The sequence below is a fragment of the Streptomyces sp. McG3 genome (assembly GCF_018619185.1).
GTDB lineage: Bacteria > Actinomycetota > Actinomycetes > Streptomycetales > Streptomycetaceae > Streptomyces.
In genome coordinates this window covers 1-24,580 of the sequence record NZ_JAAXYC010000014.1, presented here as the reverse complement: position 1 = coordinate 24,580, position 24,580 = coordinate 1, and the positions used below count along the sequence as shown (strand labels likewise).

At 72.8% G+C, this 24,580-nt stretch carries 17 protein-coding genes and 1 pseudogene; 3 read left to right on the top strand and 15 right to left on the bottom strand.

Annotation, left to right across the window (positions count from 1 at the left end):
- Positions 1 to 29: 29 nt before the first annotated feature.
- The 14 genes from HET64_RS04265 to HET64_RS04200 form a co-directional block, all read right to left on the bottom strand.
- Positions 30 to 1,460, bottom strand: a complete 1,431-nt coding sequence (locus HET64_RS04265) for an FHA domain-containing protein (protein ID WP_215102450.1) — start codon at positions 1,458 to 1,460, stop codon at positions 30 to 32.
- Positions 1,461 to 1,591: 131 nt separating this feature from the next.
- On the bottom strand, positions 1,592 to 2,953 hold the full coding sequence (locus tag HET64_RS04260) for a VWA domain-containing protein (RefSeq protein WP_215102448.1): 1,362 nt from the start codon (positions 2,951 to 2,953) through the stop codon (positions 1,592 to 1,594).
- Between the two features lie 89 nt (positions 2,954 to 3,042).
- Entirely contained in the window at positions 3,043 to 4,476 is a 1,434-nt protein-coding gene (locus tag HET64_RS04255) for a PP2C family serine/threonine-protein phosphatase (RefSeq protein WP_215102446.1), read from the bottom strand.
- 2 nt (positions 4,477 to 4,478) lie between these two features.
- Entirely contained in the window at positions 4,479 to 7,325 is a 2,847-nt protein-coding gene (locus tag HET64_RS04250) for a serine/threonine-protein kinase (protein WP_215102444.1), read from the bottom strand.
- The gene (locus HET64_RS04245) at positions 7,322 to 8,692 is read right to left on the bottom strand and encodes a hypothetical protein (RefSeq protein ID WP_215102442.1); all 1,371 of its coding nucleotides are present in this window, start codon (positions 8,690 to 8,692) and stop codon (positions 7,322 to 7,324) included. Before HET64_RS04245 ends, HET64_RS04250 begins: the two co-directional genes overlap by 4 nt.
- Before the next feature lie 118 nt (positions 8,693 to 8,810).
- Complete coding sequence (locus HET64_RS04240) at positions 8,811 to 9,848, bottom strand: glutamate ABC transporter substrate-binding protein (protein WP_215102440.1); 1,038 nt, start codon at positions 9,846 to 9,848, stop codon at positions 8,811 to 8,813.
- Positions 9,849 to 9,859: 11 nt separating this feature from the next.
- Entirely contained in the window at positions 9,860 to 11,248 is a 1,389-nt protein-coding gene (locus tag HET64_RS04235; protein ID WP_215102438.1) for a hypothetical protein, read from the bottom strand.
- A 391-nt stretch (positions 11,249 to 11,639) separates the two neighbouring features.
- Entirely contained in the window at positions 11,640 to 12,623 is a 984-nt protein-coding gene (locus HET64_RS04230) for a BadF/BadG/BcrA/BcrD ATPase family protein (protein ID WP_215102437.1), read from the bottom strand.
- The gene (locus tag HET64_RS04225; RefSeq protein WP_215102435.1) at positions 12,614 to 13,879 is read right to left on the bottom strand and encodes a 6-phospho-beta-glucosidase; all 1,266 of its coding nucleotides are present in this window, start codon (positions 13,877 to 13,879) and stop codon (positions 12,614 to 12,616) included. The genes HET64_RS04230 and HET64_RS04225 overlap by 10 nt, the downstream gene beginning before the upstream one ends.
- A gap of 1 nt (position 13,880) precedes the next feature.
- Positions 13,881 to 14,792, bottom strand: a complete 912-nt coding sequence (locus HET64_RS04220; protein WP_215102433.1) for a carbohydrate ABC transporter permease — start codon at positions 14,790 to 14,792, stop codon at positions 13,881 to 13,883.
- Positions 14,793 to 14,795: 3 nt separating this feature from the next.
- Complete coding sequence (locus HET64_RS04215) at positions 14,796 to 15,737, bottom strand: carbohydrate ABC transporter permease (protein WP_215102431.1); 942 nt, start codon at positions 15,735 to 15,737, stop codon at positions 14,796 to 14,798.
- 6 nt (positions 15,738 to 15,743) lie between these two features.
- Positions 15,744 to 17,075: an ABC transporter substrate-binding protein gene (locus HET64_RS04210; protein ID WP_215102429.1), complete on the bottom strand. Its 1,332-nt coding sequence runs from the start codon at positions 17,073 to 17,075 to the stop codon at positions 15,744 to 15,746.
- 58 nt (positions 17,076 to 17,133) lie between these two features.
- Positions 17,134 to 18,357 (bottom strand): ROK family transcriptional regulator, encoded by a 1,224-nt coding sequence (locus HET64_RS04205; protein ID WP_215102427.1) that lies wholly within the window; start codon positions 18,355 to 18,357, stop codon positions 17,134 to 17,136.
- A 215-nt stretch (positions 18,358 to 18,572) separates the two neighbouring features.
- Positions 18,573 to 19,637 (bottom strand): mechanosensitive ion channel family protein, encoded by a 1,065-nt coding sequence (locus HET64_RS04200; protein ID WP_215102425.1) that lies wholly within the window; start codon positions 19,635 to 19,637, stop codon positions 18,573 to 18,575.
- Positions 19,638 to 19,951: 314 nt separating this feature from the next.
- On the opposite strand from HET64_RS04200, the gene HET64_RS04195 reads away from it, so the two are divergent.
- Entirely contained in the window at positions 19,952 to 20,488 is a 537-nt protein-coding gene (locus HET64_RS04195; RefSeq protein WP_003969129.1) for an HNH endonuclease, read from the top strand.
- Positions 20,489 to 20,581: 93 nt separating this feature from the next.
- On the opposite strand, the gene HET64_RS04190 is transcribed toward HET64_RS04195, so the two are convergent.
- On the bottom strand, positions 20,582 to 23,572 hold the full coding sequence (locus HET64_RS04190; protein ID WP_215102423.1) for a beta-N-acetylglucosaminidase domain-containing protein: 2,991 nt from the start codon (positions 23,570 to 23,572) through the stop codon (positions 20,582 to 20,584).
- A gap of 353 nt (positions 23,573 to 23,925) precedes the next feature.
- Here HET64_RS04190 and HET64_RS04185 point away from each other — a divergent pair, with 353 nt between their 5' ends.
- Together HET64_RS04185 and HET64_RS04180 are read left to right on the top strand one after the other, a co-directional pair.
- Positions 23,926 to 24,237 (top strand): hypothetical protein, encoded by a 312-nt coding sequence (locus HET64_RS04185; protein WP_215102422.1) that lies wholly within the window; start codon positions 23,926 to 23,928, stop codon positions 24,235 to 24,237.
- Positions 24,238 to 24,580: pseudogene (locus HET64_RS04180) on the top strand (4-alpha-glucanotransferase); the annotation flags it as partial.

The following is a 24,580-nucleotide window of genomic DNA, read 5'->3' as shown; positions in this document are numbered from 1 at the left end:
GCGCCGCGCCGCGCGGCGCCCCGGTCCCGTCAGTCCCGGCGCACCGTGATCGTCGTCCACGCCCCGACGTGCACCTGGTCGCCGTCCTGGAGCGGTACGGGGACGTAGGGCTGGATCGGGTCCTCGGCGCCGTTCAGCGTGGTGCCGTTGGTGGAGTTCTGGTCCACGACCGCCCAGCCGCCGTCGGGCTGCTGCACCAGCACCGCGTGCTGGTGCGAGACGCCCGGGTCCTCCGGGGGCACCGACAGATCGACGTCGGGGGACTCGCCGGTGCTGTGCCGGCGACGCCCGATGGTGATCTGGCTCCCGGTGAGCGGGAGGCGCTGCTCCGGGGAGTACGCGGGCAGGTTCAGCCCGGTCGCCTCGGGGCCGCTGCGCTGCATCATCGCGAGGAAGTACGCGCGGTCGGGGGCGATCACGGCGGTCCAGGAGGCGGACTGCTGGGGCCGGCCCTGACCGGGCACCCCGCCGTGCTGCTGACCCTGGTCGTAGCCCTGGTCCTGGCCGTGCCCCTGGTCCTGTCCGTGGCCCTGCCCCTGGTGGGGGCCGGGCTGCTGGAACCCCTGCGGTGGCTGTGATTGCTGTGACTGCTGGGCCTGGGAGGGCGGCGGCAGCATCCAGTCGTCCCCGCCGCCGGTGTGCCCCGAGGGCTGGGGCGGCCCGGGCGGCGCCGACTGCTGCTGCTGTTGCGGCGGCGCGAAGGGCGAGGCCTGCTGGGGCTCGAACGGCGAGGGAGCCGACTGCTGCGGTTCGAACGGCGAGTGTGGCGAGGGAGCCGACTGCTGCGGCTCGAACGGCGAGGGGCCGGACTGCTGCTGCGGCGGCGGGCCCTGCTGGAACGAGGGCGGCGGCGGGGGTCCCTGCCGGAAGGCCTGCGGCGGAGGCCCGCCCCGGCCGTCGTTCCCGTGCGGACCGCCGTTCCCGTGCGGGCCGTGCTGCTCGGGAGCGAGCGGCTCGGCGGGGCGGTTCATCTGCGAGGGGCGCGAGCCCTGGTAGTCGAACGGGTCGCGCGGCTGGGGAGCGCCGGGCGGACCGCCCTGGCCCCCGGGAGCACCGGGTCCGCCAGGACCGGGCCCGCCACCGGGTCCGCCGGGGCCGGGCCCCTGTGCCTGGAATCCGGGCGGCAGATTGAGGCCGGGCGGAGGTCCGCCGGGCGTGCCGTGCTGCGGGGCCAGCGGGGTGTAGGAGGTCGCCGTGTTGGTGAGGAAGTTCCAGCGGCACTCCTCGCAGTACGGCGCCATCGCCTCACGGGGCGTGCGGCACTGCGGGCACAGCTCCGCCTGCATGGTGGGCTGGCCACCGCCGGAACCCTGCTGCGGGTAGCCGTAACCGGGCGCGGGCGGCGGAGGAGGCGGCGGGGGCACCGCGCCCGCGGGCGCACCGCCGGTGGCCATGCGGTGTCCGCAGACCTCGCACCAGTCCTCGGAACCCGACTGGTGTCCGTTCGGGCAGGTCGGCATGTCGGCGCTTCCCCCTCTCCTCTTCCGGCCCCGGGGGCCGTCATGCTGTCGATCGCGGGCGTCCTTGCCCCACGCATACGTATGGTTGCTCTGTGCTCACGGCCCGGCGGTCGTCCGATGACCGTGCCGTGCTACTTCTTGACGCGAACGGTCTTGGTGGAGCGCGTTTCGAGGGTCATCTCGTCCGCTTCCGCAACCTTCGCCTTCAGTCGCACAGTACCTGTCGCGGCATCGACGACGTCGACCACCTTCGAAAGCAGTTTCGCAGTGTCCTGGTTCCCGGACGCCGACGCCAGCTGCACCGCACGGCCCAGCTTCGCCGTCGCGCCGTCGAAGTCGCCCGACTTGCGCGCGTCCAGACCCTGCTGGATGACTTGTGCCAGTTCCGCCTGACCCGTGTAGTGCGCGACCTGCGGATTGATCGAGGTCGAGGCCACCATGTCGTCCGTCCACACGGCCCGTACGAGCCCCTGCGACAGCGTCTGCGGGGCGCCCGCGCCCGAGGGGTCGGGCAGGATCAGCGAGACCCGGGCGGCCAGCATCTCCTGGCCGATCCCGGCCTCCGGCACCAGGACGCACACGTGGTAGTCGCGGGACTCGTCGCCCCAGGAACCGGTCGGGTAGTCCCCGGCCCGGGGTCCCGCCTCCGTCCGCCGGCCGGTCAGGTCGGCGACGGTCGGTGCGACCTGCTTCACGAACCGGATCTCCACCCCCACCGGCGTCCAGAGCCGCAGCGCCACGTCCGCGACCTCCTTGCCCATGGCGTTCTCCATCATCCGCGTGAAGTCCGCGGCCAGGCCCGCCGGGTCGGCGACGATGTCGGCGGTGCCGAGGAGGGCGGCGGCGATGCCGGTGACCTCCTTCACCTCCCAGTCGGTGCCCACCCCGCGGGCGTCGCAGGTGAACCGGCCGGCGCAGGAGTCCAGGGCCGCCCGCAGATCCTCGGGCGCCTCGTGCTCGTTGCGGCCGTCGGTCAGCAGGATGCCGTGCCGGATGCCCACCTCGGCCGCGCCCAGCAGCCGGTCGGCCAGCCGCAGCCAGGTGCCGATCGCGGTGCCCCCGCCCGCGCTCAGCTTCCGCAGGGCGTCCTTCGCCCGGGCCTTCGTCTGCTGGTCGGCGACCGCGAGCTGCCCGTTGCCCGGGTAGACGTCCTTGGCCACATGCGTCCCGGCGACCACCGCGAACCGGGTGCCCTCGCGCAGGGCGTCGATGGCCGCCGCCGTCGCGTCGCGCGCGTTGCGCATCTTCGTCGGCGGGTAGTCCATCGAGCCCGAGCAGTCGACCATCAGCACCACGGCCGCGTCGGGACCCCGCCCCGGCCCGTGCGCGGGCGCCGGCGCCGAACCCGCCAGCGGTACGCCACCGGTGGTGCCGCCGCCGGTCGAGGTCACGGTGACGATCGCGTTGACCTCACGACCGCCCTCGGGCAGGAACTCGTTCTGGTACACCTCGACGGAGAACTGCGGCACGTTCGACTTGGAGAAGTTGGCCATCTGGTCGGCTCCTTGAGGCTCCACAGGGGATCAGGTGAAGAGGGGAAGCGGGCGGCTGACACGGGTCGGGGCAAGGGCGGAGAACCGGCTCAAACGGTGTCGCAGGCCGATCCTGCCCCTTGCGGCCGTACGGCGAACGGCAGAAGCGCCACTGTTACGTTGTCGTGGCCCCCGCCGTCGAGAGCGTGCCCGACGAGCATCTGGGCCGCGCGCAGCGGCTGTTCCTGGGCGTCGGCCGGGACGGCGGCGGCCATCTCCTCGGCGGATTCCGCGTAGTTCCACAGGCCGTCCGTGCACACGACGACCAGGCCGGGCCGGTCCGGCTTGAACGCGGCGGTGTGCGGCTCCAGTTCGTACGCGTCGGCGCCGAGCCAGCCCGTGATGGCGTGGGCGCGCTCGTCCGCGTACGCCTCCGCCTCGTTCATCAGGCCGGCCGCCACCATCTGCGCGGCCCAGGAGTCGTCCTCGGTGAGCCGGGCGGTCGGCCGGGTCCGGTCCTCCGGCACCCAGTAGACGCGGCTGTCGCCGACCCAGCCGACGATCAGCAGGCCGCCCGCCATGATCGCGCCGACCAGGGTGCAGGCCGGGGCGTTCTGGTGGCGGTGCGCGTCGTGCTCCCTCGCCCCGGTCGGCTCCTGCGCCAGGGCGTTGACCGCCTCGGACGCGGCGACGATAGCCTCGTGCATCGCCGTCTGCGGATGGGTACCGCGCGGCAGGGACTCCAGCAGCGCCTCGTTGGCGGCGCTCGCGGCGGCGGCCGAGGCCTCGTCGGGACGGCTCGCCGAGGAGACGCCGTCGCAGACGATCGCGACGACGGCGGCCGAGCCGTCCGGCAGCGCGGTGGAGGACACCGCGAAGGAGTCCTCGTTGCGGTGGTGGCGCAGCCCCCGGTCGCTGACGGCGGCCACCGCGTCGAGCTCCTGCTCCATGTGGTCGCGCTCACGGGGCTGCGCGTGCCCGCAGTTCTCGCAGTAGCCGTCGGGGTCCACCCGGCCGGAGTGGCAGGCCACACAGACCTTCGCCCCGGGGGCGGGCGCGGCCGCGGGCGCGGCGGCATGCTCCGCCGCCCGGGGATCGGGCGCGGCCAGCGCGAAGTCACCGGAGGCCTCCGCACCGCCCGGGTCCGCCCGGTCGTCGTGGCGCACCTGGACGGCCTCGGCCTCCGGGCCGCCCGCCCGCACCGGCTCGGGCGGCGACGCCGCGCCCCGCCCGGACACCGCGTCCGGCGTGTCCGGTTCCGCCAGGGGCCTGCCGCCCGAGTCCGTCCCGGGCACGTCCGCCGGACGGACCACGGGCGCGGGCACGTCCGAGCTGTCGGTCTCCTCGGCGGCGGGCCATCGCACCGCTCCGGCAGCCGGAGCCGCCGGAGGCACGGTGATGGCCATCGTCGGCCGGTCATCGGGGCGCGCCGGAACGGCCGAGAGGTCGTAGCCGCACACCCCGCAGAACAGATCGCCCGCAACCGGCGGTTCCTCGCAGCCCGGGCACCTCGACAGGGCGGGCTGCTGGTGGCTCTGTGACATCTTCACACCCACGTCCGGGGGCGGAAACGGTTGGCCCGCTCCACCAGTTCGATCCTCTCGTCGCCCCGCTGCGCGAGCCGGGCGAGCATCCGGTACGAGCGTTCCAGCCCGAACCGCAGCCCCCGCTCGTTCAGTTCGGCGCCGAGCAGCTTGCCTGCCCCGGACGAACCGGCGGCCGGTCCGCCCAGCCCCGGGACACCGGGACTACCGGAGAGTACCCAGTCGAGCGCCTTGCCCAGTACCTCGGTCGACAACTGCTCGCGACGCACCGGGTCCAGGCCGAAGGCGGCCAGCGCCGCCACCTGGACGCCGGCGGCCGTCAGGTCGGCCAGCAGCGGCTCCCGGTGCGAGCGCTCGCGCAGCCGCGCCCGGACGGCGGCGACCCGCGCCGCCGTGTAGTGGATCGAGGCCTCCGGCACCGACTCCAGGGTGCTCACCGCCCCGGCCCGCTCACCGGCGGCGATCTGCACCCGGGCCAGGCCGAACGCGGCGCTGACGAACCCCGGGTCGGTCGCCCACACCAGGCGGTAGTACTCGGCGGCGTTGTCCAGCTGACCCAGCACCTCCGCACAGATCCCGAGGGCCAGCTTGGGCGCCATCTCCCCGGGGAACGCGTCGTAGACCGCGTCGAAGGAGAGCGCCGCCGTCTCGTGGTCACCGGTCACCAGCGAGGTGACGCCGCGATACCAGACGACCCGCCAGTCGTCCGGGTGTTCACCCTCCAGGGTGGTCAGCGCACGGGCGGCCGACTCCAGCTCCCGCATCTCCAGCCGGGCCCGCAGCTCCCGCAGCCGGGTCTCCAGCGAGGGGGCCGGCACCGTGTGCAGGGCCGTGATCAGCTCGGCCGGGGCGGAGGCCATGAGACCGGCGAGGAAACCGGCGTTCGGGTCCATCGCGTCGACCCGGGGGACCGGCAGCGCCAGTGACGTGGCCCGCGTGTCGAACAGGGCGAGCAGGACACCCCCGGAGGTCGCCCCGAAGGGGCCGTACGGTCCGGTCGCGACGTACGGCCCGTACGTCGCCACCGGGGCCGGCTCGGCCGACCGGGGCGCCGGGAGCGGAGCCTGTGCCGGGGGAGCGTAGGCGAGCGGGGCACCGCCCTGCGCAGGGCCCCGCACATGGGTCGGCGGCGCGGCCAGCGGAGAGGCCCCCGCCGGACCCGACGGTCGGGCCCCCGCAGGACCGGGCGGCTGGGTGCCCACCGGCAGCGCCCCGGCCACCGCGGACGTCACGGCCCCCGGCGCGACCGGAGTCGCGCCGCCGTGGGGCTGCCAGGTGCCGCCCTGCGCCGGAACGCCGGACGGCGGAAGGCCGCGGCCCTTGCGGCGGCCCCGGAGCCCGCCACGCCCGGAGCCGGTTTCCCGGCCGCCCAGCCGCGAGACGTCGTCCGTCTGCTGCGCGAACAACTCGGTGTCGATCAGCCGTAGTTCCGCGCCGAACAGCGTCGACAGAGCGGGGCGCGGCCGACCCGTCTGGAGTGCCACGACCTCCCGCAGCACCCCCGTCAGCTGCTCGGCCATCTCCGCGGCGGAGGCGAACCGGCGGGCCGGGTCCGGGTCCGTGGCCCGCACCAGCAGCCGGTAGAACGACTCGTAGGTCCGGAACACCTCGATGTTGTCCGGGTCCGGCAGCGAGTCCACGAAGACGTTCGTGTACCCCTGGAAGTCGAAGGTGAGGACCGCCAGCGTCCGGGCCACCGTGTAGAGGTCGGAGGCCACCGACGGGCCCACTTCCGCGACCTCGGGGGCCTGGTAGCCGACCGTGCCGTAGATGGCCGACTCCTCGTCGTCCATCCGGCGCACCGCGCCCATGTCGATCAGCTTGAGCTGGTCCTCGGTCTGGATCGCGTTGTCGACCTTGAAGTCGCAGTAGAGGAGGTTGCGGCTGTGCAGATGACCGAGCGCCTCCAGCGCCTCGATCCCGTATGCGCAGGCCTGTTCGACCGGCAGCGGGTCGCGCTTCCCGGCCGGGGTGCGGCGTTCGTTGGCGATCTCCTTGAGCGCCTTGCCGCCGACGTACTCCATCACGATGTAACCGTCGAGCGAGCCGGTCCGCTGGTCCAGGTGTTCGACGAAGTTGTAGATCCGGACGATGTTGGAGTGCTCGATCTCGGCGAGGAAGCGGCGCTCGGAGATCGCGGCGGCCATCGCGTCCTGGTCGCCGGTGTCCAACAGGCCCTTGAGGACCACCCAGCGGTCCGAAACGGCCCGGTCCACCGCCAGATAGACCCAGCCGAGCCCGCCGTGCGCCAGACAGCCCACGACCTCGTACTGGCCGTGCACGATGTCGCCGCCGGTCAGCTTCGGCACGAAGGAGTACGGATGGCCGCACTTGGTGCAGAACCCCTCGGTGCGGCCCGGCCGCTCACCGCGCGAACGGCCCACCGGCGCACCGCAGTCCGAACGGGAGCAGAACCGCTTGCGCTCGGGCACCTCCGGGTTCTCCATCACCGCCGTGCGCGGATCGGGCCGGGGCACGTCCGGGACCTCCACCAGACCGACGCCGAGCCGCCCCCGGGCCGAGGCCGCCGATGTCGAGCCGGAGGAGCGCACCGAGACCGAACGGGAGGTGGACGCCCCGGACAGCGAGCGCGACAGCCGGCCGGAGACCGAGCGGCGCGAGGTCGACGAACGGGACGAGGCGCGTCCGGAGGCGCGGGAGCTGGAGCGGGACGACGAGCTGTCCCGGCTGCTCGCCCGGCCGCCCCCGGCGATCCCGGTCGGCGGCGAGGAGACCATGCCCGTCGGCGAGACGACCGGAGCCAGACCGCAGGTGTCGCAGTACGTCTCACCGCCGCCCATGTCCTCGTAGTTCCCCTCGCACGCGGGGCGCTGGCACTGCGTACTCATCGTGTCTCCCCCTCTTCGCCGGTGCCGGTGCCGGTGCCGGTGTCCCGCCGGTCCTGCGGTCCGTCGGGCCGGCGCGGTGTCAGCGTCTCCGCGACCGCGTGCTGGTAGCGCAGGACGGCCTGCTCGGCGACCCGCAGATCGCACGGCGCACTCCACAGCATGCGGCGCGCCGCGTCGTACCGCTCGATCAGCACCGGATCCTCCGCCAGGCCGTGCCGGGCCACTTTCGCCTTGTACGCGTCGAGCCGGCCGCGCAGCTCCGCGCGGACCGCCAGCGGGGCCGTCACCGAGGTCAGCGACTCCCGGGCGCGCAGCAGTTCGTCCTCGGCCTCCTGCTCCAGCGACTCCAGCAGCGGCGACAGCCGGTGCCACTGGGCGTACCTGCGGTGGTCCGACGCCGCCGCCAGCCGCTCCTGGAGGGCGGTCGGCGGGCCGCTGACCGCGGGCACCTCGGAGGCGGCGATCTTGGCCAGCACCTCGCCGCGCGCCGCCCGTGCCTCCGTCAGGGTGCGGTCGGCCCGCGAGAGCACGTCCCGCAGCCGCACCAGCCGCGCCTCGGCGTCCTGCCGGACCGTGAGCACCGCCTCGATCTCCCGCCGCACGTCCTCCAGGGCACGGGCCGCCCGGTCGTAGCGCGAGGTGTCGGGACGGCCGCCGCCCGGTGCGGCGCTGCCGGGCCCCGGCAGCCAGAACGCCAGCGGGTCGGAGATCACCTGCACCCGCAGCGTGGCCAGCTCCTCGGTGATCTCCGCCAGATCGTCCCCGGCCGGATGCTCACCGGGCCGCACCCCCACGGAGTGCGCCAGCGAACGCGTGCGGTGCAGCTCGGCGGCGAGCAGGTCGATCCGGGCGGGCAGCGCCGACCACACGGAGTCGGAGGAGACGACCATGTCCAGGGACCTGGCGTACAGCTCGTTCATCCGGGCGACCAGCTCCTGGAGGGAGAACCGCTCGGAGAGCCTGGCCGGACCGGCGACCGAAGGCGGGGGCACCGCACCCGGGTTGGCGACGGTGACCGCCTCGCCACGCAGCAGCTCGGTCAGCGCGGTCAGGTCCTCCCGGTTCGGGTGGCGCCGCCGCGCACGGATCTCCCGGGCCTGGGACAGGGCGCCGGCGTACGCGTCGAAATAGCCCCACAGCAGGGTGATCGACTGTTCGGTCGTGGCCCAGCGCTCCCGGGTGACGCCGGTCAGCTCGGCACCCTCCAGGAGCCGGCGGCCGGCATGGTCCTGGAGCGCGAGGAGCGAGGTCTCGATGGCCTCGTGCTCCGCACCGAGCCGGGCCAGCGCACGGTCCGCCTCCTCCCGGTCCATGACCGGGCCGGGGGGCCTCCCCGCGAAGCTGGGGAAGGATCCCGCGACGCCCATCGATCACCTCTCCGCTCTCCCCGCCGGGCCGGTGGGCCCGGCGGGATCGGTCTGTCTCGGTCTGCTCGCCCTGTATCGGTCCGCTCGCCCCGGCCCGTGCGCGTGGGCGCGCTCCGGGTCAGTCGCCTCGGTACTTGGGGGCGGGCGGGCCCGCTATGCCGGGCAGCCCGGCCGCCAGCCACTTGCGGTACGACGTCATCCAGGGGCTGTCGTCGCCGCCCGCCCGGTAGTCGACGAGGACCTTGTTCACCCGGGCCACCAGGTCGTCGGCGCCCTTCTTCGTCGCGACGCCGTAGTACTCGGTGGTGAACGGGGCCTTCCCCTTGAGCTCCACCGCCGGGTCCTGCGCCGCCTGGCCGGCCGCCAGGGCGTTGTCCGTGACGACCGCGTCGACCTCGCCGAGCTGGAGCCGCACCAGGCAGTCCAGCTGGTTGGGCACGGTCAGCAGGTCCGGGTCGCGCTCGGTGCCGTCGAAGTCGTCCTTGTAGAGCGCCCCGAACGACTGCTTCTCCAGCGCCTCGTACGCCGTGGAGCCCTCGGCGGAGCAGACCCGCTTGCCCTTCAGCGACTTGTCGTATCCGGTGATCGTCGACCCCTTCGGGGCGAGCACCTGCTGCCCGGCCTGGAAGTAGGCGGTGGAGAAGGAAACCTGTTCCAGCCGCTTGCAGTTGATCGTCATCGTCCGCACGACGACGTCGACCCGGTCCCTCTCCAGTGCGGCGATGCGCTGGTTGGTGGGGATCGCGCGGAAGATCACCGCGTCCGGGTCGCCCAGGACGTCCTTGGCGATGGCCCGCACCAGATCGATGTCGAACCCCTCCAGCTCCCGGGCCTCCGGATTGCGGTAGCCCCAGCGGAAGCTGTTCTGGTCGACGCCCGCGATCAGCTTGCCGCGCTCCTTGATCTTCTCGATGCTGGGCCCGTCGGCGCTCGACGCGGGCAGGCTCGCCTCCGGCTCGGTGCACTCCTCGGCCCGTGCCTGGTCGGCCGCCACCGCTCCGCCGCCCGGGGCATCCGCTCCGGCCGCCCCGCCGCTGTGGTGGGCCAGCGGCAGCAGGGTGACCGCCGCGGTCACCGCGCACGCCGCCGCCATTCCCGCCACGCCGCCCCAGCCGCGCAGGCCGCCGCGTGCGGGACGCTCCTTCGACCTGCTCATCGCTGCCCCTCTCACCGGTACTCCGAGAGCCTGCGGTTGACCCCGACGATCACGGCGGCGGCCCCCAGGACCGCCAGCGCCGCGGCGCCGACCGGCAGGCCCCGCAGGGCCCCCCGCCCGTTCTTCGCCGCCGCGGTGAACTCGCCCTGCTCATGGGCGAGCGCCTTCTCCAGCGCGGCGTCCACCCGCTGGAAGGCTTGCCCGGTGGAGCCCTCGGTCCCGATGATCTGCTCCAGGGCGCCGTCGTAGTCGCCGCGGTCGTCCGTGGCGCGGGCCTCGCGGTGGCGGGCCTGCCACTGGGCCACGTCCTCGGTCGCGTCGAGGACCGGCGCGTTGCCGGTCTCGTCGTCCGCGAGCCGGTCGGCCTTCTCCAACCGGTCCTTCAACGCCTTCATCCCCGTGGTGTAGTCCGCCTCGTACTGGTCGGCGGAGCCGTCGGGGGTCAGCACCGCACCGCGCGCCACCAGGGTGAGGTTCTCGTTGGCGCGCGCCTTCAGGGAGTTGATCCGCGCGTCGTTGAGCACGTCCAGGGACGCCTGACCGTGCACCATCGCCGACCGCAGCTCCGTACGGGCCACCGCGTGCCCCACGGCCAGCCAGAGCACCACCACCGAGGCGGCGGCCGTCGCCGCCAGCAGCCCGTGGTTCAGCACCCGGTTCGTCCGGCGGTAGGTCCGCCGCTGCATCCACCCCAGCGCGCCGAGCACCAGAATCCCGGCGCCGAGCGACAGGAGGGGCCACTGCCGGGCGTCGGCCGAGTCCGTCTCCAGCCGGCCCGTCTCCGCCGCGTACAGCCGCTCGGCGGCCGGCAGCATCTCGCCGGTCATCTTCTGGTTCGCGTACCGGAGATAGGCGCCGCCCAGCGGCAGGCCCTGGCGGTTGTTGGCGCGGGCGCGCTCGATCAGGCCCGTGTAGACCGGGAGCAGCTTGTTGAGGGTGGCTATCTCACGGCTGGACGCGCTGTCGGAGTCGGTGCTCCCCGACGCCTTCACCAGCAGCCGGGCCGCCTCCTCGATGTCCTTCCGGTACTGCTGGTGCACGGCCTCGGGCTCCTGCGCACCCGCGAGGAACCCACTGGCCGCCGTCGTGTCCGCGTCCGCCAGGAAGCGGTAGATGTCCGCCGCGTCGGCGCTGAGCGGCTGGCTGCGGCTGACCACGTCGTCGGCCGACGAGGCCCGCGACGAGATCTCCAGGGTGGTCACCGCGCCGAACGCCACGACCAGCAGGGCCAGGACGGCCCCGATGATCTGGAGCCGGCCGGGCTCGGTCGTCGCCACGGCGCGCAGGCGCTCCGCCTGCGCGGCCCACGTGGTGCGGCGCTGTGCGTCCACGCCGGCGTGCGCGGACACCGGATCCGGCGTGCGCAGCGTCTGCCTGCCGCCGCTCGGCGGGTGTGTCACTCGACCTCCCCCTCGGTCACTGACGGCGGGCCCCCGTCCCCGGCCCATGGACGCGCGCCCGGCCAGAAGTATGGCCGCGGGGACGGACATCCACACCGGGAACGGCTGTTTCCCCCAGCGGCCCCCGCATCAGTCCCCGCATCGGTCCCGAAACCGGTCCCGACATCAGTCCCCGCATTCGATCAGGGCGGACGCGGCCGATCAAGACAAGCGGTGCAACGTGCCCTGATACATCCCCATAAGCGAACGGACTCCCCATCAGGTACACGTTCCAGGAGCCCGATCGGTTCCCTCGCGCCCCGCGCGTGCCGGGCGTTCACCCGTACGGGGAACGTCCCCCCACGCGAACCGCGTGAGGGGACGCCCCGTGACGTACGACGTGCTCCCGTCCTCAGACGTACTGCGCGCGCAGCCTCCGGTGGACCTCGGGCGCCGCGCCCGTACGGTCCAGGCCCAGCAGCGCCGACCCCAGCACCGGCGGCTCGGACACGACGCGCACCTCGGCCTTCGGGGCGCGTGCCGCCAGGAGCGCGGTGATCCGGTCGTCCAGCTGCGGATGGCGCGCGGCCAGCACACTGCCGCCCAGCAGCACCGGAGCCTCCTCCGTCAGCAGACCGAGCCGCCCCAGCGCGACCGAGGCCATCGCCACCACCTCCTCGGCCAGCCGCTCCACCAGCGCGAGGGCCACCGGGTCCCCGCCCGCGGCCGTCGCGAACAGCACCGGCGTCAGCTCGTGCCGGCGCGCCGACGGGATCCCGCCCCGGTGCAGCGCCTCGATGAGCGCGTACATCGAGGCGAGCCCGAAGTGGCCGGGCAGCGCACGGGCCAGCTCGGAGGGTTCGCCGCGCCCGTCCTCGGCGCGCGCGGCGAACCACAGCGCCTCCTCCGCGAGCCCCGAACCGCCGCCCCAGTCACCGGATATCCGCCCGATCGCCGGGAAGCGGGCGGTCCGCCCGTCCGGGGTCATGCCCACGCAGTTGATCCCGGCCCCGCACACCACCGCGACGCCCCGGGGCTCGTCCACCCCGGCGCGCAGGATCGCGAAGGTGTCGTTGCGCACCTCCACCGAGGAACCCCAGCCGCGGGCCTCCAGGGCCCCGGCCAACTCGGCCTCCTCGACCGGCAGATCGGCGTTGGCCAGGCACGCGGAGACATGGGCGGACGCGCCGAACGCGCCACCGGCGTCCGGCAGCTCCGCGACGGCCCGCTCCAGCGCGGCGGCCAGCACGTCGATCGCGGCCTCCACCCCGACCACGGGCGGCTGGAAGCCGCCGCCGCGCGCCGAGGCCAGCACCGTGCCGTCCTCGCCGATCAGTGCCACGTCGGTCTTGCTGTTGCCCGCGTCGATGGCGACGACCGACACGTTCACGCCCACGAAAGGTGCTCCCGGTTGTGCGCGATCAGCCGGTCGGTGAGGCCCTCGGCGTAGTCGTACTGGCCGATCAGCGGGTGGGCGAGGAGCGCCTTGAAGACCCGGTCCCGGCCGCCGCGCAGCGCGGCTTCCAGGGCGAGGTCCTCGTACGCCGTCACGTTGGCGATCAGACCGGCGTACAGCGGGTCCAGCGCCGGCACGGCCAGCGGTGTCGCGCCGTCGTGCCCGACCCGGGCCTGGACCTCGATCACCGCGTCGTCCGGGAGGAACGGCAGAGTCCCGTTGTTGTACGTGTTGACCACCTGGACCGGGGAGCCGCCGTTGCCCAGCAGGGAGGCCGCCAGGTCCACGGCCGCCTCGGAGTAGAACGCGCCGCCGCGCTTGGCGAGCAGCTCGGGCTTCTCGTCCAGCGTCGGGTCGCCGTACATCGCGAGCAGTTCCTTCTCCATCGCCGCGACCTCGGCGGCCCGGGACGGCTTGGTGCCGAGCTCCCTGACCACCTCGTCGTGGGAGTAGAAGTAGCGCAGGTAGTAGGAGGGGACGACGCCGAGCCGGTCGACGACCTGGCGGGGCATGCGCAGGTCGTCGGCGATGGTGTCGCCGTGCTCGGCGAGCAGCCTGGGCAGGACGTTCTCGCCGTCCGGGCCGCCCAGGCGGACCCCCAGTTCCCAGGTCAGGTGGTTGAGCCCGACGTGGTCGAGGTGCACCTCGGAGGGGTTGACGTCCAGCAGCCGGGCGAATTTCCGCTGGAAGCCGATCGCCACATTGCACAGGCCGACGGCCTTGTGCCCGGCCTGGAGCAGCGCGCGGGTGACGATGCCGACCGGGTTGGTGAAGTCGATGATCCAGGCGTCCGGGTTGGCGCGGCGGACCCGCTCGGCGATGTCCAGGACGACCGGCACGGTACGCAGGGCCTTGGCGAGGCCGCCGGCGCCGGTGGTCTCCTGGCCGACGCAGCCGCACTCCAGCGGCCAGGTCTCGTCCTGGTTGCGCGCGGCCTGTCCGCCGACGCGCAGCTGGAGCAGGACCGCGTCGGCGTCGGCGACGCCCGCGTCGATGTCGGTGGTGGTCGTGATCCTCCCGGCGTGGTCCTGCTTGGCGAAGATCCGCCGGGCGAGACCTCCCACCAGGTCCAGGCGGTCGGCCGCCGGATCGACGAGCACCAGCTCCTCGATCGGCAGCGTGTCCCGCAGCCGGGCGAATCCGTCGATCAGTTCAGGGGTGTAGGTGGACCCGCCACCCACTACTGCGAGCTTCATGTCAGCCCTTTACTCCGGTCAGTGTGACGCCCTCGACGAATGCCTTCTGGGCAAAGAAGAAGACGGCGATCACGGGGGCCATGACCAGAACGGTCGCGGCCATGGTCAGGTTCCAGTCGGTGTGGTGTGCGCCCTTGAAGGATTCGAGGCCGTAACTGAGCGTCCAGGCGGCCGGGTTCTCGGAGGCGTAGATCTGTGGTCCGAAGTAGTCGTTCCAGGCGGCGAAGAACTGGAAGAGGGCGATGGCCGCGATACCCGGCTTGGCCATCGGCAGGACGACCTTCATCAGCGTACGGAACTCACCGCAGCCGTCGACCTTGGCGGCGTCCAGGTACTCGTTCGGGATGGTCAGCAGGAACTGCCTCAGCAGGAAGATGGAGAACGCGTCGCCGAAGGCCATCGGGATGATCAGCGGCCACAACGTGCCGGACAGGTCCATCTGCTTCGCCCAGAAAAGGTACATCGGGATGATGACGACCTGCGGCGGCAGCATCATCATCGAGATGACGAGCATCAGCGACAGCTTGCGGCCCCGGAAGCGGAACTTCGCCAGGGCGTACGCCACCGGGACGGAGGAGACGACGGTCAGGACGGTGCCGACGCCCGCGTACAGCAGGGTGTTGCGCCACCAGGTCAGGAAGCCCGGGGTGTTGAAGACCCGCTCGTAGTTGCCCCACTCCCAGGTGTTCGGGGTGAGGTCGCGGGTCAGCGCCTGCTGGTCGCTCATCAGCGAGGTCAGCACCACGAAGACGAACGGCAGCACGAAGAAGAGCGCGGCGGCGATGCCGAGCGAGTGCACGGCGATCCAGTGCAGCAGCGCCTTGCGGCGGGCGGTGCGCGCGGCGGGGGTCCGGCCGGAGCGCTCCGGAGAGGAGGCGGCGGTCTTGCCCACGGGTTCGAGGAGTTGGGTCATGGCTCAGTCACCGGCCTGGATCAGGTTGTTGCGGCCCCGCATCAGCAGCGCGGTGAAGGCCATGGCCAGGGCGAACAGGACGAGTGCGACGACGCAGGCGGCACCGTAGTCGAAGCGCTGGAAGCCCAGGTTGTAGACGAGCTGCGGGAGCGTCAGTGTCGACTTGTCGGGATAGCCGGGTTCGAAGGACTGGCCGGAGCCGCCGATGACTCCTGAGGCGACCTTTCCGGCGACGAGTGGCTGCGTGTAGTACTGCATCGCCTGGATGACGCCCGTCACCACGGCGAACAGCACGATCGGCGAGATGTTCGGCAGGGTCACGAAGCGGAACTTCTGCCAGGCGGACGCGCCGTCCAGCTCGGCCGCCTCGTACTGCTCGGTCGGCACGTCCAGCAGCGAGGCCATGAAGATGACCATCAGGTCCCCGATGCCCCACACCGCGAGCATGGTGAGCGCCGGCTTGGACCAGGAGGCGTCGTTGAACCAGCCCGGCGTCGGCAGCCCCAGGTCCCCGAGGATCGCGTTGACGGGCCCGGTGCCGGGGTTGAGCAGGAAGACGAAGGCGAGCGTCGCGGCGACCGGAGGGGCCAGGTAGGGCAGGTAGAACAGGGTCCGGAACAGCCCGGTCCCCGTCTTGATCTTGGTGATGAGCATCCCGATGCCGAGGCCGAACAGGACCCGGCAGGTGACCATGACGAGGACCAGCCACAGGGTGTTCCACAGCGACGGCCAGAACATCGGGTAGTCGCTGAAGACGTAGGTCCAGTTGGTCAGCCCGTTGAAGACCGGCGCCCCGAAGCCGTCGTACCGCGTGAAGGAGAAGTAGACGGTCGAGAGCATCGGATACGCGAAGAAGACCGAGAACCCGATCAGCCACGGCGACATGAAGGCCGCTGTGCGCAGCGCCGACCTGCGGCGCTTGGAGCGGAGCGTGTGCGTCGTCATCGGGGGCTACTTGGCCTTGGCGATGTCGGTGTCGATCTGCTGGGCGGTCTTCTCCAGACCGGCCTGGAGGTCCTTCACCGCGCCCTTCTCGTACTGGTAGCCGAAGTCCTGGAGCGTCAGCTGGTACGTCGACCCGTTGACGGCCCCGTCCGAGGTGCTGGACTTGGGGTGCTGGGCGATGTCCAGGAAGGTCTTGAACCTGGGGTCGAACTTCAGGTCGGGCGACTTCAGCGCGTCGAGGGTGGACGGCACGTTGCGGATGCCGTTGGCGAACTCGACGACCGCCTTCGTGTCGCTGGTCATGTACTTGATCAGCTCCCACGCGGCATTCTGCTTCTTGCTGGCCGGGGCGATGCCCACGATGGTGCCGGAGAGGAAGCCCTTGCCGTAGCTGTCGGCCTCGTCGTCGGCGACGGGCATCGGCGCGACGCCGATCTCGAAGCCGGCCTTGGCGCTCTCGGCCATCCCGAGCCGCCACTCGCCGTCCAGCTGCATGGCCACCTGGCCGGTGTGGAACGGGTGCTTGGCGCCCCACTCGTCACCGAAGGTGCCGCGGTACTTCTCCAGCTTCTCGTAGCCGCCGAGGTCCTCGACGAGCTTCTTCTGGTACGTGAACATCTCCGCGAACGCCGGGTCCTTGGCGATGTTGGACTTGCCGCTCTCGTCGAAGTACGTGTGGTCCCACGAGGACATGTAGTGGCTGGCGACGGTCTCGTAGCCGTGGAAGGTCGGCATGAAGCCGAGCTGCTCGTAGCTGTCGCCCTTCTCGACGGTCAGCTTCTTGGCGACGCTCGCCAGTTCGGACATCGTCTTCGGCGGGGCCTTGATCCCGGCCTTCTCGAAGGCGTCCTTGTTGTAGTAGAGGCCGTAGGCGTCCGTGAGCAGCGGCAGGGCACAGCGCTTGCCCTCGAACTGGGTGTAGTCCAGGAGGACCTTCGGGAAGGTCTTCTCCAGGTCGAGCTCCGACTTCTCGATGAACGGCTTCAGGTCCGCGAACGCGCCGGACGAGCAGAACTTGCCGACGTTGGCGGTGGTGAAGGACGAGACCACGTCGGGCCCGTCCGAACCGCCCGCGCGGAGCGCCTGGTTGAGCTTGTCGTCGTTGATGTTGCCGGAGACCTTCACCGTGATGTTCGGGTGGGCCTTCTCGAACCGGTCGATGTTGTCCTTGACCGCCTTCACCTCGGCGGGAGCGCTCCAGCCGTGCCAGAAGTTGATCGTGGTCTTCGCGTTCGGGTCGTCGGAGGCGCCGGCCTCGGACTGGCCGGTACACGCGGTGGCGAGCACCGATATCGCGGCGACGGCGACAGCGGTGGTGGTGAGACGGCTTGTGCGCATGACAAAACTCCCAGGGACGGGGAAGAGGCAGACGGCGGGGAACGGGGGGAAGCGTGGTTCAGCGCGAGGTGTCGAACACTTCGTCGCGGGTGTCGGCGAGCGCCCTCTCCAGGGCGCCGCGCAGTACGGGGGTGCGGTCGATCTCGCCGACCACGAGCCGCGGCCGGGAGGCGGCGAGTTCGGCCAGCTCGGACTGGATCAGGGAGCGCAGGATCTCGCCGCCCGCCGCGACCGCCTGGCCGGAGAGCACGATCAGCCCGGGGTCCAGGACGGCGGTGACGGAGGCGAGGCCGGTGGCGAGCCGCTGGGCGTACTGGCGCAGCAGCTCGGTGAGCGCCTCGTCCCGCTCGTACGCGTCGGCCGCCCGCGCCAGCAGCTCGGCGGCGACCTTCGCGTACGGCTGCTGCGGGGTGTCGACGCCCAGCGCCTTCGCGAGCCGGGGCACCGCCTGGGCGCCCGCCAGCTCCTGGAAGCCGCCGCTGTTGGCCTTGACGACCTGGCGCACGAGCGGGGTGCCCGGCACCGGCAGGAAGCCGACCTCGCCCGCGCCGCCGGTGAAGCCGCGGTGCAGCCGGCCGTTGATGACGAGGGCCGCGCCGAGGCCCTCCTCGTTCCACAGCAGGACGAAGTCCTCGTGGCCGCGGGCCGCGCCCAGGCGCTGCTCGGCGACGGCGACCAGGTTGACGTCGTTCTCGTACTCCACCGGCATCGGCAGGAACGCGGCCAGCTCGTCCAGCAGGGTGGAGGAGTGCCAGCCGGGCAGGTGCGAGGCGTAGCGCAGCCGTCCTGTGCCCGGGTCGAAGGCGCCCGGAGTGCCGATGACGAGTCGGTGGACGTCGGCGCGGGTGAGCCCGGCGTCCTTCACCGCCCCGTCCAGCGCGTCGGCGACCTGGCGCACCACGCTGTCGGCGCGCCGGCCCGGCGTCGCCAGCTCGAACTCCCCGACGGTCTGCCCGGTCACGTCCGCGACGGCGGCGACGATGCGCCGCCCGTTCACGTCGAGCCCGGCCACATGGGCGGCCCGCGCGTTCACCGTGTAGAGCTGCGCGTTGGGCCCGGGGCGCCCCTCGCTGGTCCCGGTGGCGACGACCAGCCCGGCCGCCTCCAGCCGGGCCAGGAGCTGGGACGCGGTGGGCTTGGAGAGACCGGTCAGCTTCCCGATCCGGGTCCGGGAGAGCGGCCCGTGCTCCAGCAACAGATCGAGGGCGGCCCGGTCGTTCATGGCCCGCAGCACCCGTGGTGTGCCCGGTGTGCCGGGTGCGCCGGGAGTGGTTCCCGCCATCGTGGATGCACCGCCCTCTGTTCGGGACCTCCGGAGCGGATCCGGAGAAACTCTGTTAGGAAAGTTTCCTATTCGGTTGAGAGGACGGTAGGGCGCAGGTCACCGGGGCGTCAATGGGTGACCCCCGTCCGGCAATCAAAGTGTTACCCGGCACGGCGACGCCCCCGGCCGCCACCCTGGGGTCCAGGGGGCGGCCGGGGGCGTCGCGGCAGGTGCTACTTGGCCAGGTTCGGCGGCGGTATCGGGGTCGCCGCCAGCGACTGCGGGGAGGTCGCCGAGGCGTACGCGGAGGGGGCCGCCATCGCGGCCGTCGGGTCCGCCGTGGACGCGCCCTCCACCTGGAGCGGCAGGGTGCCGACCATCCGGATGCCCGCGTCGTCCAGCGCCTGCTTGATGCGCCAGCGCAGCTCGCGCTCCACTCCGAGCGCCTTGCCCGGCATCGTCTTGGCGGTGACGCGGACGGTCATGGAGTCCAGCAGGACCGCGTCCAGGCCGAGCACCTCCACCGGGCCCCACAGCCGCTCCGACCAGGGTTCTTCCTTCGTCATGGTGTCGGCGGCCGTGGCGATCGCCTCGCGGACGTGCTCCAGCTTCTCCGTCGGGCGCACCGTGACATCGACCCCGGCCGTGGACCAGCCCTGGCTGAGGTTGCCTATCCGCTTCACCTCGCCGTTGCGGACGTACCAGATCTCGCCGTTGTCGCCGCGCAGCTTGGTGACGCGCAGCCCCACCTCGATGACCTCGCCGGAGGCCACGCCCGCGTCGACGGTGTCCCCGACCCCGTACTGGTCCTCAAGGATCATGAAGACACCGGAGAGGAAGTCCGTGACCAGGTTGCGGGCGCCGAAGCCGAGTGCCACACCCGCGACACCGGCGGAGGCGAGCAGCGGCGCCAGGTTGATCTTGAAGGCGCCCAGGACCATCAGGGCGGCCGTGCCCATGATCACGAACGAGGCCACCGAGCGCAGTACCGAGCCGATCGCCTCCGAGCGCTGGCGTCTGCGCTCGGCGTTCACCAGCAGCCCGCCCAGCGCCGTGCCCTCCACCGCCTGGGCGCTGCGGTTCATCCGCTCGATCAGATTGGTCAGGGCGCGCCGGATCAGATAACGCAGCGTGATCGCCACAGCCACGATCAGCAGGATGCGCAACCCGGTGCTCAGCCAGGTGGACCAGTTCTCCTCGACCCAGCCCGCGGCGTTCCCGGCCTGTTCGGCGGCTTCGTCCAGCGAGCCGCCCGGCTCGGGAGACGGGGCTGCGGCCAAGAGGACGGACAGCGACACGACAGGGACCTCCAGGGGGACGACGGCTGGTCAACAACACTAACGAAGCCGGGGGAGTGGATCGTTGCCGTCGCGCGAGGAGAGACAGGTCTCACCGGGAACACCTCCGTTGTGGCCGATCGCACAGTGCGGACGGCCTCCCAGGTGAAACACCTGTTCGGTACCGCCGAGCGGTGTGCGGAGCCCGGAGTGAGAAAAATCCTCCCGGCCCGTTACCCGTACGTGGTGGCGCTTTGACCAGGCATGAGGAGAGACTGAGATCGGATCGTCCCGGCGCGAGCCACGCGCCGCCGGCGTACAAGGAGGCATCCACCGTGCCGCACGTCCTGGTTCTCAACGCGTCGTACGAGCCGCTCGGCGTCGTACCGCTCCGCCGCGCGCTCGTCCTCGTCCTGGAGAACAAGGCCATCTGCCTTGAGGAGTCCGGCTCCTTTCTGCACAGTGCCACCCGTGCCGTGCCCGCACCCAGTGTGGTCCGGCTCAAGCGCTTCGTCCGCGTCCCCTACCGGGGCCCCGTCCCGCTGACGCGGCGGGCACTGTTCGCCCGGGACGGCGGGCGCTGCATGTACTGCGGGGCCGCCGCGACCAGCGTCGACCACGTCATTCCGCGCAGCCGCGGCGGACAGCACGCCTGGGACAACGTGGTGGCGGCCTGCCGCCGCTGCAACCACGTCAAGGCCGACCGCCATCTGCCCGAGCTCGGCTGGCGGCTGCGCCACCAGCCCGCCCCGCCGACCGGCCTGGCCTGGCGGATCATCGGGACCGGACACCGCGACCCGCGCTGGCTGCCGTATCTGCAACCGTTCGGCGCGGACGACGTGATGGCCCGGATCGACGGCGTGTCCGCCTGAGATCCGGGTCTTCGCCGTTCTTCCCGTGTACGTAAGCGGTCCCGTGTACGTACACGGTCCCCTGTACGTACGCGGTCCCCTGTACGTACGCGGTCAGTCGTCCACGACCGCGTACGCCTCCACCGACCAGAGCGAGTAGCCGTACTCCGTCGCCCGGCCGTCCCCCTGCACCCGGATGAACCGGGTGTCCTTCGCGTCCATCCGGACCGACTCGCGCCCGCCCCGGCCCTCCGTCACCGTCGCGGCGGTGCGCCAGACGCGGCCGTCGGCGGAGACCTGTATCCGGTAGCGGGAGGCGTACGCGTCCTGCCAGTTCAGCACCACCTGGCCCAGGCGCACCGGCTTCGGCAGCTCGGTTCCCCACCAGGCCCCGTCCTCCACCGGTGAGGACCACCGGGTCTCCGGATCGCCGTCGGAGGCCGCCGACGCCGGGAAGTCCGGGGTCTCGTCGCCGGAGGACGAGGCCTTCGCCGTACGCGCCAGATCCGGGCCGCCCGTACGCGGGAAGGCCCGCACGGTCAGCGTGGACTCCTGGCCGCCGAAGGCCAGCGGCACCTCGTACTCGCCCGCCGGGGTGTCCGCCGGGACGGTGATGTCCACGGGCACCTCCGTACGCGATCCGCGCGGCACGGTCGTCTGCTTCGGGATCCGCACCTCGATGCCCTCGGGGGCCTTCGCGGTGAGCTTGCCCTTCACCTCGGCCGGACGCCGCCCGGCCAGCCGGGCCTCGACCCGCTGGGGCTCGCCGCCGATCTCCGCGTCCGTCTCGCCGCGCGTCAGGTCGAGCGTGGCGGCGGGCTCGTCGCCGAACCACGGCACCAGGGCGCGCACCTGCGGGGACCCCGCCACGACGGCGGGGGAGCGGGGCAGGGTGGGGCTCAGGTACGAGGGCGGGACGGTCCGGGCGGCCTCCGGCACCGTGACCCGCACGGCGTCCGCGCGCAGCCCCTTCGCGGCGGTCTGGGTGAAGCCGCTCGGCGAGAGCTTCCCGAGCGCCCGCCACCCCTCACCGGGCACGTGGGCCTCCACGACCGCGTCGGTGAGGGCGCCGCCGGGCTCGGCGAGCGCCGTGACGGCCTCCACCGGGCGGGGCCCGGCCAGCCGGACCGTATAGCTGTGCGCGTCCTTCGTGACCCGGCCAGAGGCGCGGTCGGTGCCGTTCCATCCGGCCGACACCTTCGCCGCCCTGTCCAGGAACGGGTCCAGCACACCCTTGCCGACCGTGGCCCGGCTCGCCCCGATCTCCTCGCGCAGCGGCTCCAGGGCCAGCTGGACGCGCCAGGCGGCGGCGCCGTCCCCGGCGGCCTGGGCCTGGAGCAGGTCCACCGCGAGCTCACCGGCCCGGCCGTAGCGGGCCAGCTGCTCCGTCCAGGGGCGCACCTCCGCGGTCAGCCGGCCGTCGGCGGGGGTCTTCAGCCGCTCGGGGGCCCCTCGCATCACGGAGAAGGCCGCGCGCAGCTCGGCCGCCGCCCGGTCGCGGCGGGTGGCGTCGGCGCGGGAGTTCCAGAACGCGTCGAACAGGGGCTGGAGGTAGGCGGACTCCTCCGCGCCGAGCACCGAGCCCGCGCTGTTCCCGGCCAGCGCCAGCAGCGCCTCCCGGGCGCCCGCGTCCCCGCCCGCCAGATCCTCGACGGCCGCCCGCCACGACTCGTCCGGGCGGTACCCCTTCGGGTTCCAGGCGAAGTCGGCGGCGGTGAACAGCGGGATCCGCGAGGCGGACGCCTGCTCCATCGCGTTGGCCAGCAGCGCCGCCGAACCGCTCGCCACCGCCGGGTCCCGGCCGGTGTACGGGCCGAGGAAGATGCGGTCCTGGGCGTAGTCGTTGACCGGGTAGTTGTCCATCGTCACCAGCGGGTGGCGGAACGCGGCGCGGGCCCCGGCCAGTTCACCGCCGGTGATCTTCTTCGGCACCACGCCGACCCCGGTCCAGGCCACCTGCACCCGGTCGTCCAGCTCGGCCGCCAGCGCGGTGCGGTAGTCGGTGGCCCCGTCCTGGTAGAACTCCGTCGGCAGCACCGACAGCGGGGCCGCGTCCGGGTGCCGTTCCGCCAGATGCCGGGCGAGGGCGCCCGCAACCCGGGCCTGCGCGCGGGCCGCCGCCTTCGGGCCGCTGCGATAGGTCTCCGCGTCCAGGTCGCAGTGCCACTCGCTGTAGCTGACGTCCTGGAACTGGAGCTGGAAGACCCGGATGCCCAGCGCCCACATGGCGTCGACCTTCTTCGTCAGCGCCCGGACGTCCTGGTCCGAGGCCATGCACATCGCCTGACCGGGAGAGACCGCCCAGCCGAGCGTGACGTGCTCGGCGCGCGCCCGCTCGGCGAGCGCCCGGAAGTCGGCCCGCTTGTCGGCCGGGTAGGGCTCGCGCCAGCGCGCCAGCCGGTAGGGGTCGTCGCCCGCCGCGTAGAGATAGCGGTTCTGCTTGGTGCGGCCCATGAAGGAGATCTGGGCGAGCCGCTCCTCGCGCGTCCACGGCTCTCCGTAGAACCCCTCGGCCATGCCGCGTACGGCGGTTCCCGGCCAGTCCCGTACCGTCACGCCGGCCACCGAGCCGTCGGCGATCAGCTGGCGCAGGGTCTGGACGGCGTGGAAGAGGCCGTCCGCGCCGAGCCCGTCCAGCGCGACGGTGGCGCGTCCGGAGACCTCGCCGACCGCGATCCGGTAGCCGCCCGAGGGCAGATCGGCCCGGTCGGGAGCGCGCAGCGCCCGCAGTGCCTCGCCGGCTCCGCTGCCGCCGATACGGACCACCGGCCCGCCGCCCGGCAGGCTCTCGTGCAGGGTGCGGACGCCCGCCCCGCGCAGCAGCGAGCGCGCCTGTTCGACGGCGTACGGATCGGCGTCGGGCGCGGCGACGAGCGTGGCCTCGGAGCCCAGCGGTACGGCGGGCCCGGTGGTCCTCAAGCTCTGCGGCCGGGGCCAGACGGACGGGGTCCGCGCGCTGTCGGCGCGGTCGGCGGAGCCGACCGCGGGCCTGCCGGGATCGGCGGGAGCGGCCGTCGCGGCCGGAGCGACGGAGACGGATCCGAGGAGTCCGCCGATCACGGCGGCGGCCACGGCCGTTGCCTGCCTTCTGCGCCCGATCCGCACGTCGCGCTCCCCTTCGTAACGACCAACCGCCGGCGATGGACCGCCGTGCCGACCCCTCGGACCGCAGGCGGTGGGCCCCGGCGGGCTCCGAGCCCACCACCCGGGCGCGAGGGTGTCAATGCGCATGGCCGTTCTGCCGTATTTGCCGGGAATAGCGACGTCTTCGAGCCCTCTGGGGCTGGTGTGGCGGGCGGGAGTGGCTGAAAACGGCCCATACCTGCCGTCCGGGGGAACGGAGTGTGACCCAGAGCACGTTGGGCTCGTTGTCATAACGCCTGCATCACGTTCACGTCTGCCACGACGAGGCCTGGGTAGGCCTGCTGTGTCCTGTTCTCCATGGCCAGGAGGCCACCATGCCCGCTGCCGCGCAGCTTCTGCTCTCCGCCCTCTCCAAACAGGTACCCACGCGGACCGAATCCGCACCGCTGACCAGCGAACTCCCCCTTGCCGACGTCGCCCACCTGATCAGCGGGCCGCCGCTCGCCGATGTCTCCCTCCTCCTCGGCGAATCCTCCTTCGCCGATTCCGCGCCGCTGACCAGCGAGCCGCCGCTCGCCGATGCCACCCCTCTCACGAGCGAGCCTCCGCTCGCCGCCGTCGCCCCTCTGACCAGCGAGCCGACCGCACCCGGCACCGCAGGGGGCATGGAGTTCCCAGGAGTCTGAATGGGCTTGTCCCGGCTCGCCGCACTGCACGGTGTCGCCACCTCCTACTCCCCGTCGCCGGATGTCACGGTGTCCGTCCCCGACGACACGGTCATCGCCGTGCTCGCCGCGCTGGGCGTCGACGCCGGCACTCCGGCGGACGTACGGAAGTGCCTCGTCGCCGCGGAGTCCCGCTCGCGCCTGCTGCCGCCGACCGTGGTGGTCTGGGCCGGCGAGCCCCTGCCGCCCGCCCTCGCCGGGCTGCCCCCCGGCTCGACCGTCACGGTCGAGCCGGAGCCGGCCGAGACCCCGGGGCACCCCTCGGGCCGCCCGCCCGCCCCGCTGAGCATGCGGGCCCGGGCAG

Excerpts from the sequence above, each read along its gene's own strand:
- HET64_RS04225 (WP_215102435.1), bottom strand. The coding sequence starts at position 13,879 with ATGAAGCTCGCAGTAGTGGGTGGCGGGTCCACCTACACCCCTGAACTG.
- HET64_RS04215 (WP_215102431.1), bottom strand. The coding sequence starts at position 15,737 with ATGACGACGCACACGCTCCGCTCCAAGCGCCGCAGGTCGGCGCTGCGC.
- HET64_RS04220 (WP_215102433.1), bottom strand. The coding sequence starts at position 14,792 with ATGACCCAACTCCTCGAACCCGTGGGCAAGACCGCCGCCTCCTCTCCG.
- HET64_RS04205 (WP_215102427.1), bottom strand. The coding sequence starts at position 18,357 with ATGGCGGGAACCACTCCCGGCGCACCCGGCACACCGGGCACACCACGG.
- HET64_RS04255 (WP_215102446.1), bottom strand. The coding sequence starts at position 4,476 with ATGTCACAGAGCCACCAGCAGCCCGCCCTGTCGAGGTGCCCGGGCTGC.
- HET64_RS04185 (WP_215102422.1), top strand. The coding sequence starts at position 23,926 with ATGCCCGCTGCCGCGCAGCTTCTGCTCTCCGCCCTCTCCAAACAGGTA.
- HET64_RS04240 (WP_215102440.1), bottom strand. The coding sequence starts at position 9,848 with ATGAGCAGGTCGAAGGAGCGTCCCGCACGCGGCGGCCTGCGCGGCTGG.
- HET64_RS04260 (WP_215102448.1), bottom strand. The coding sequence starts at position 2,953 with ATGGCCAACTTCTCCAAGTCGAACGTGCCGCAGTTCTCCGTCGAGGTG.
- HET64_RS04210 (WP_215102429.1), bottom strand. The coding sequence starts at position 17,075 with ATGCGCACAAGCCGTCTCACCACCACCGCTGTCGCCGTCGCCGCGATA.
- HET64_RS04265 (WP_215102450.1), bottom strand. The coding sequence starts at position 1,460 with ATGCCGACCTGCCCGAACGGACACCAGTCGGGTTCCGAGGACTGGTGC.
- HET64_RS04245 (WP_215102442.1), bottom strand. The coding sequence starts at position 8,692 with ATGGGCGTCGCGGGATCCTTCCCCAGCTTCGCGGGGAGGCCCCCCGGC.
- HET64_RS04250 (WP_215102444.1), bottom strand. The coding sequence starts at position 7,325 with ATGAGTACGCAGTGCCAGCGCCCCGCGTGCGAGGGGAACTACGAGGAC.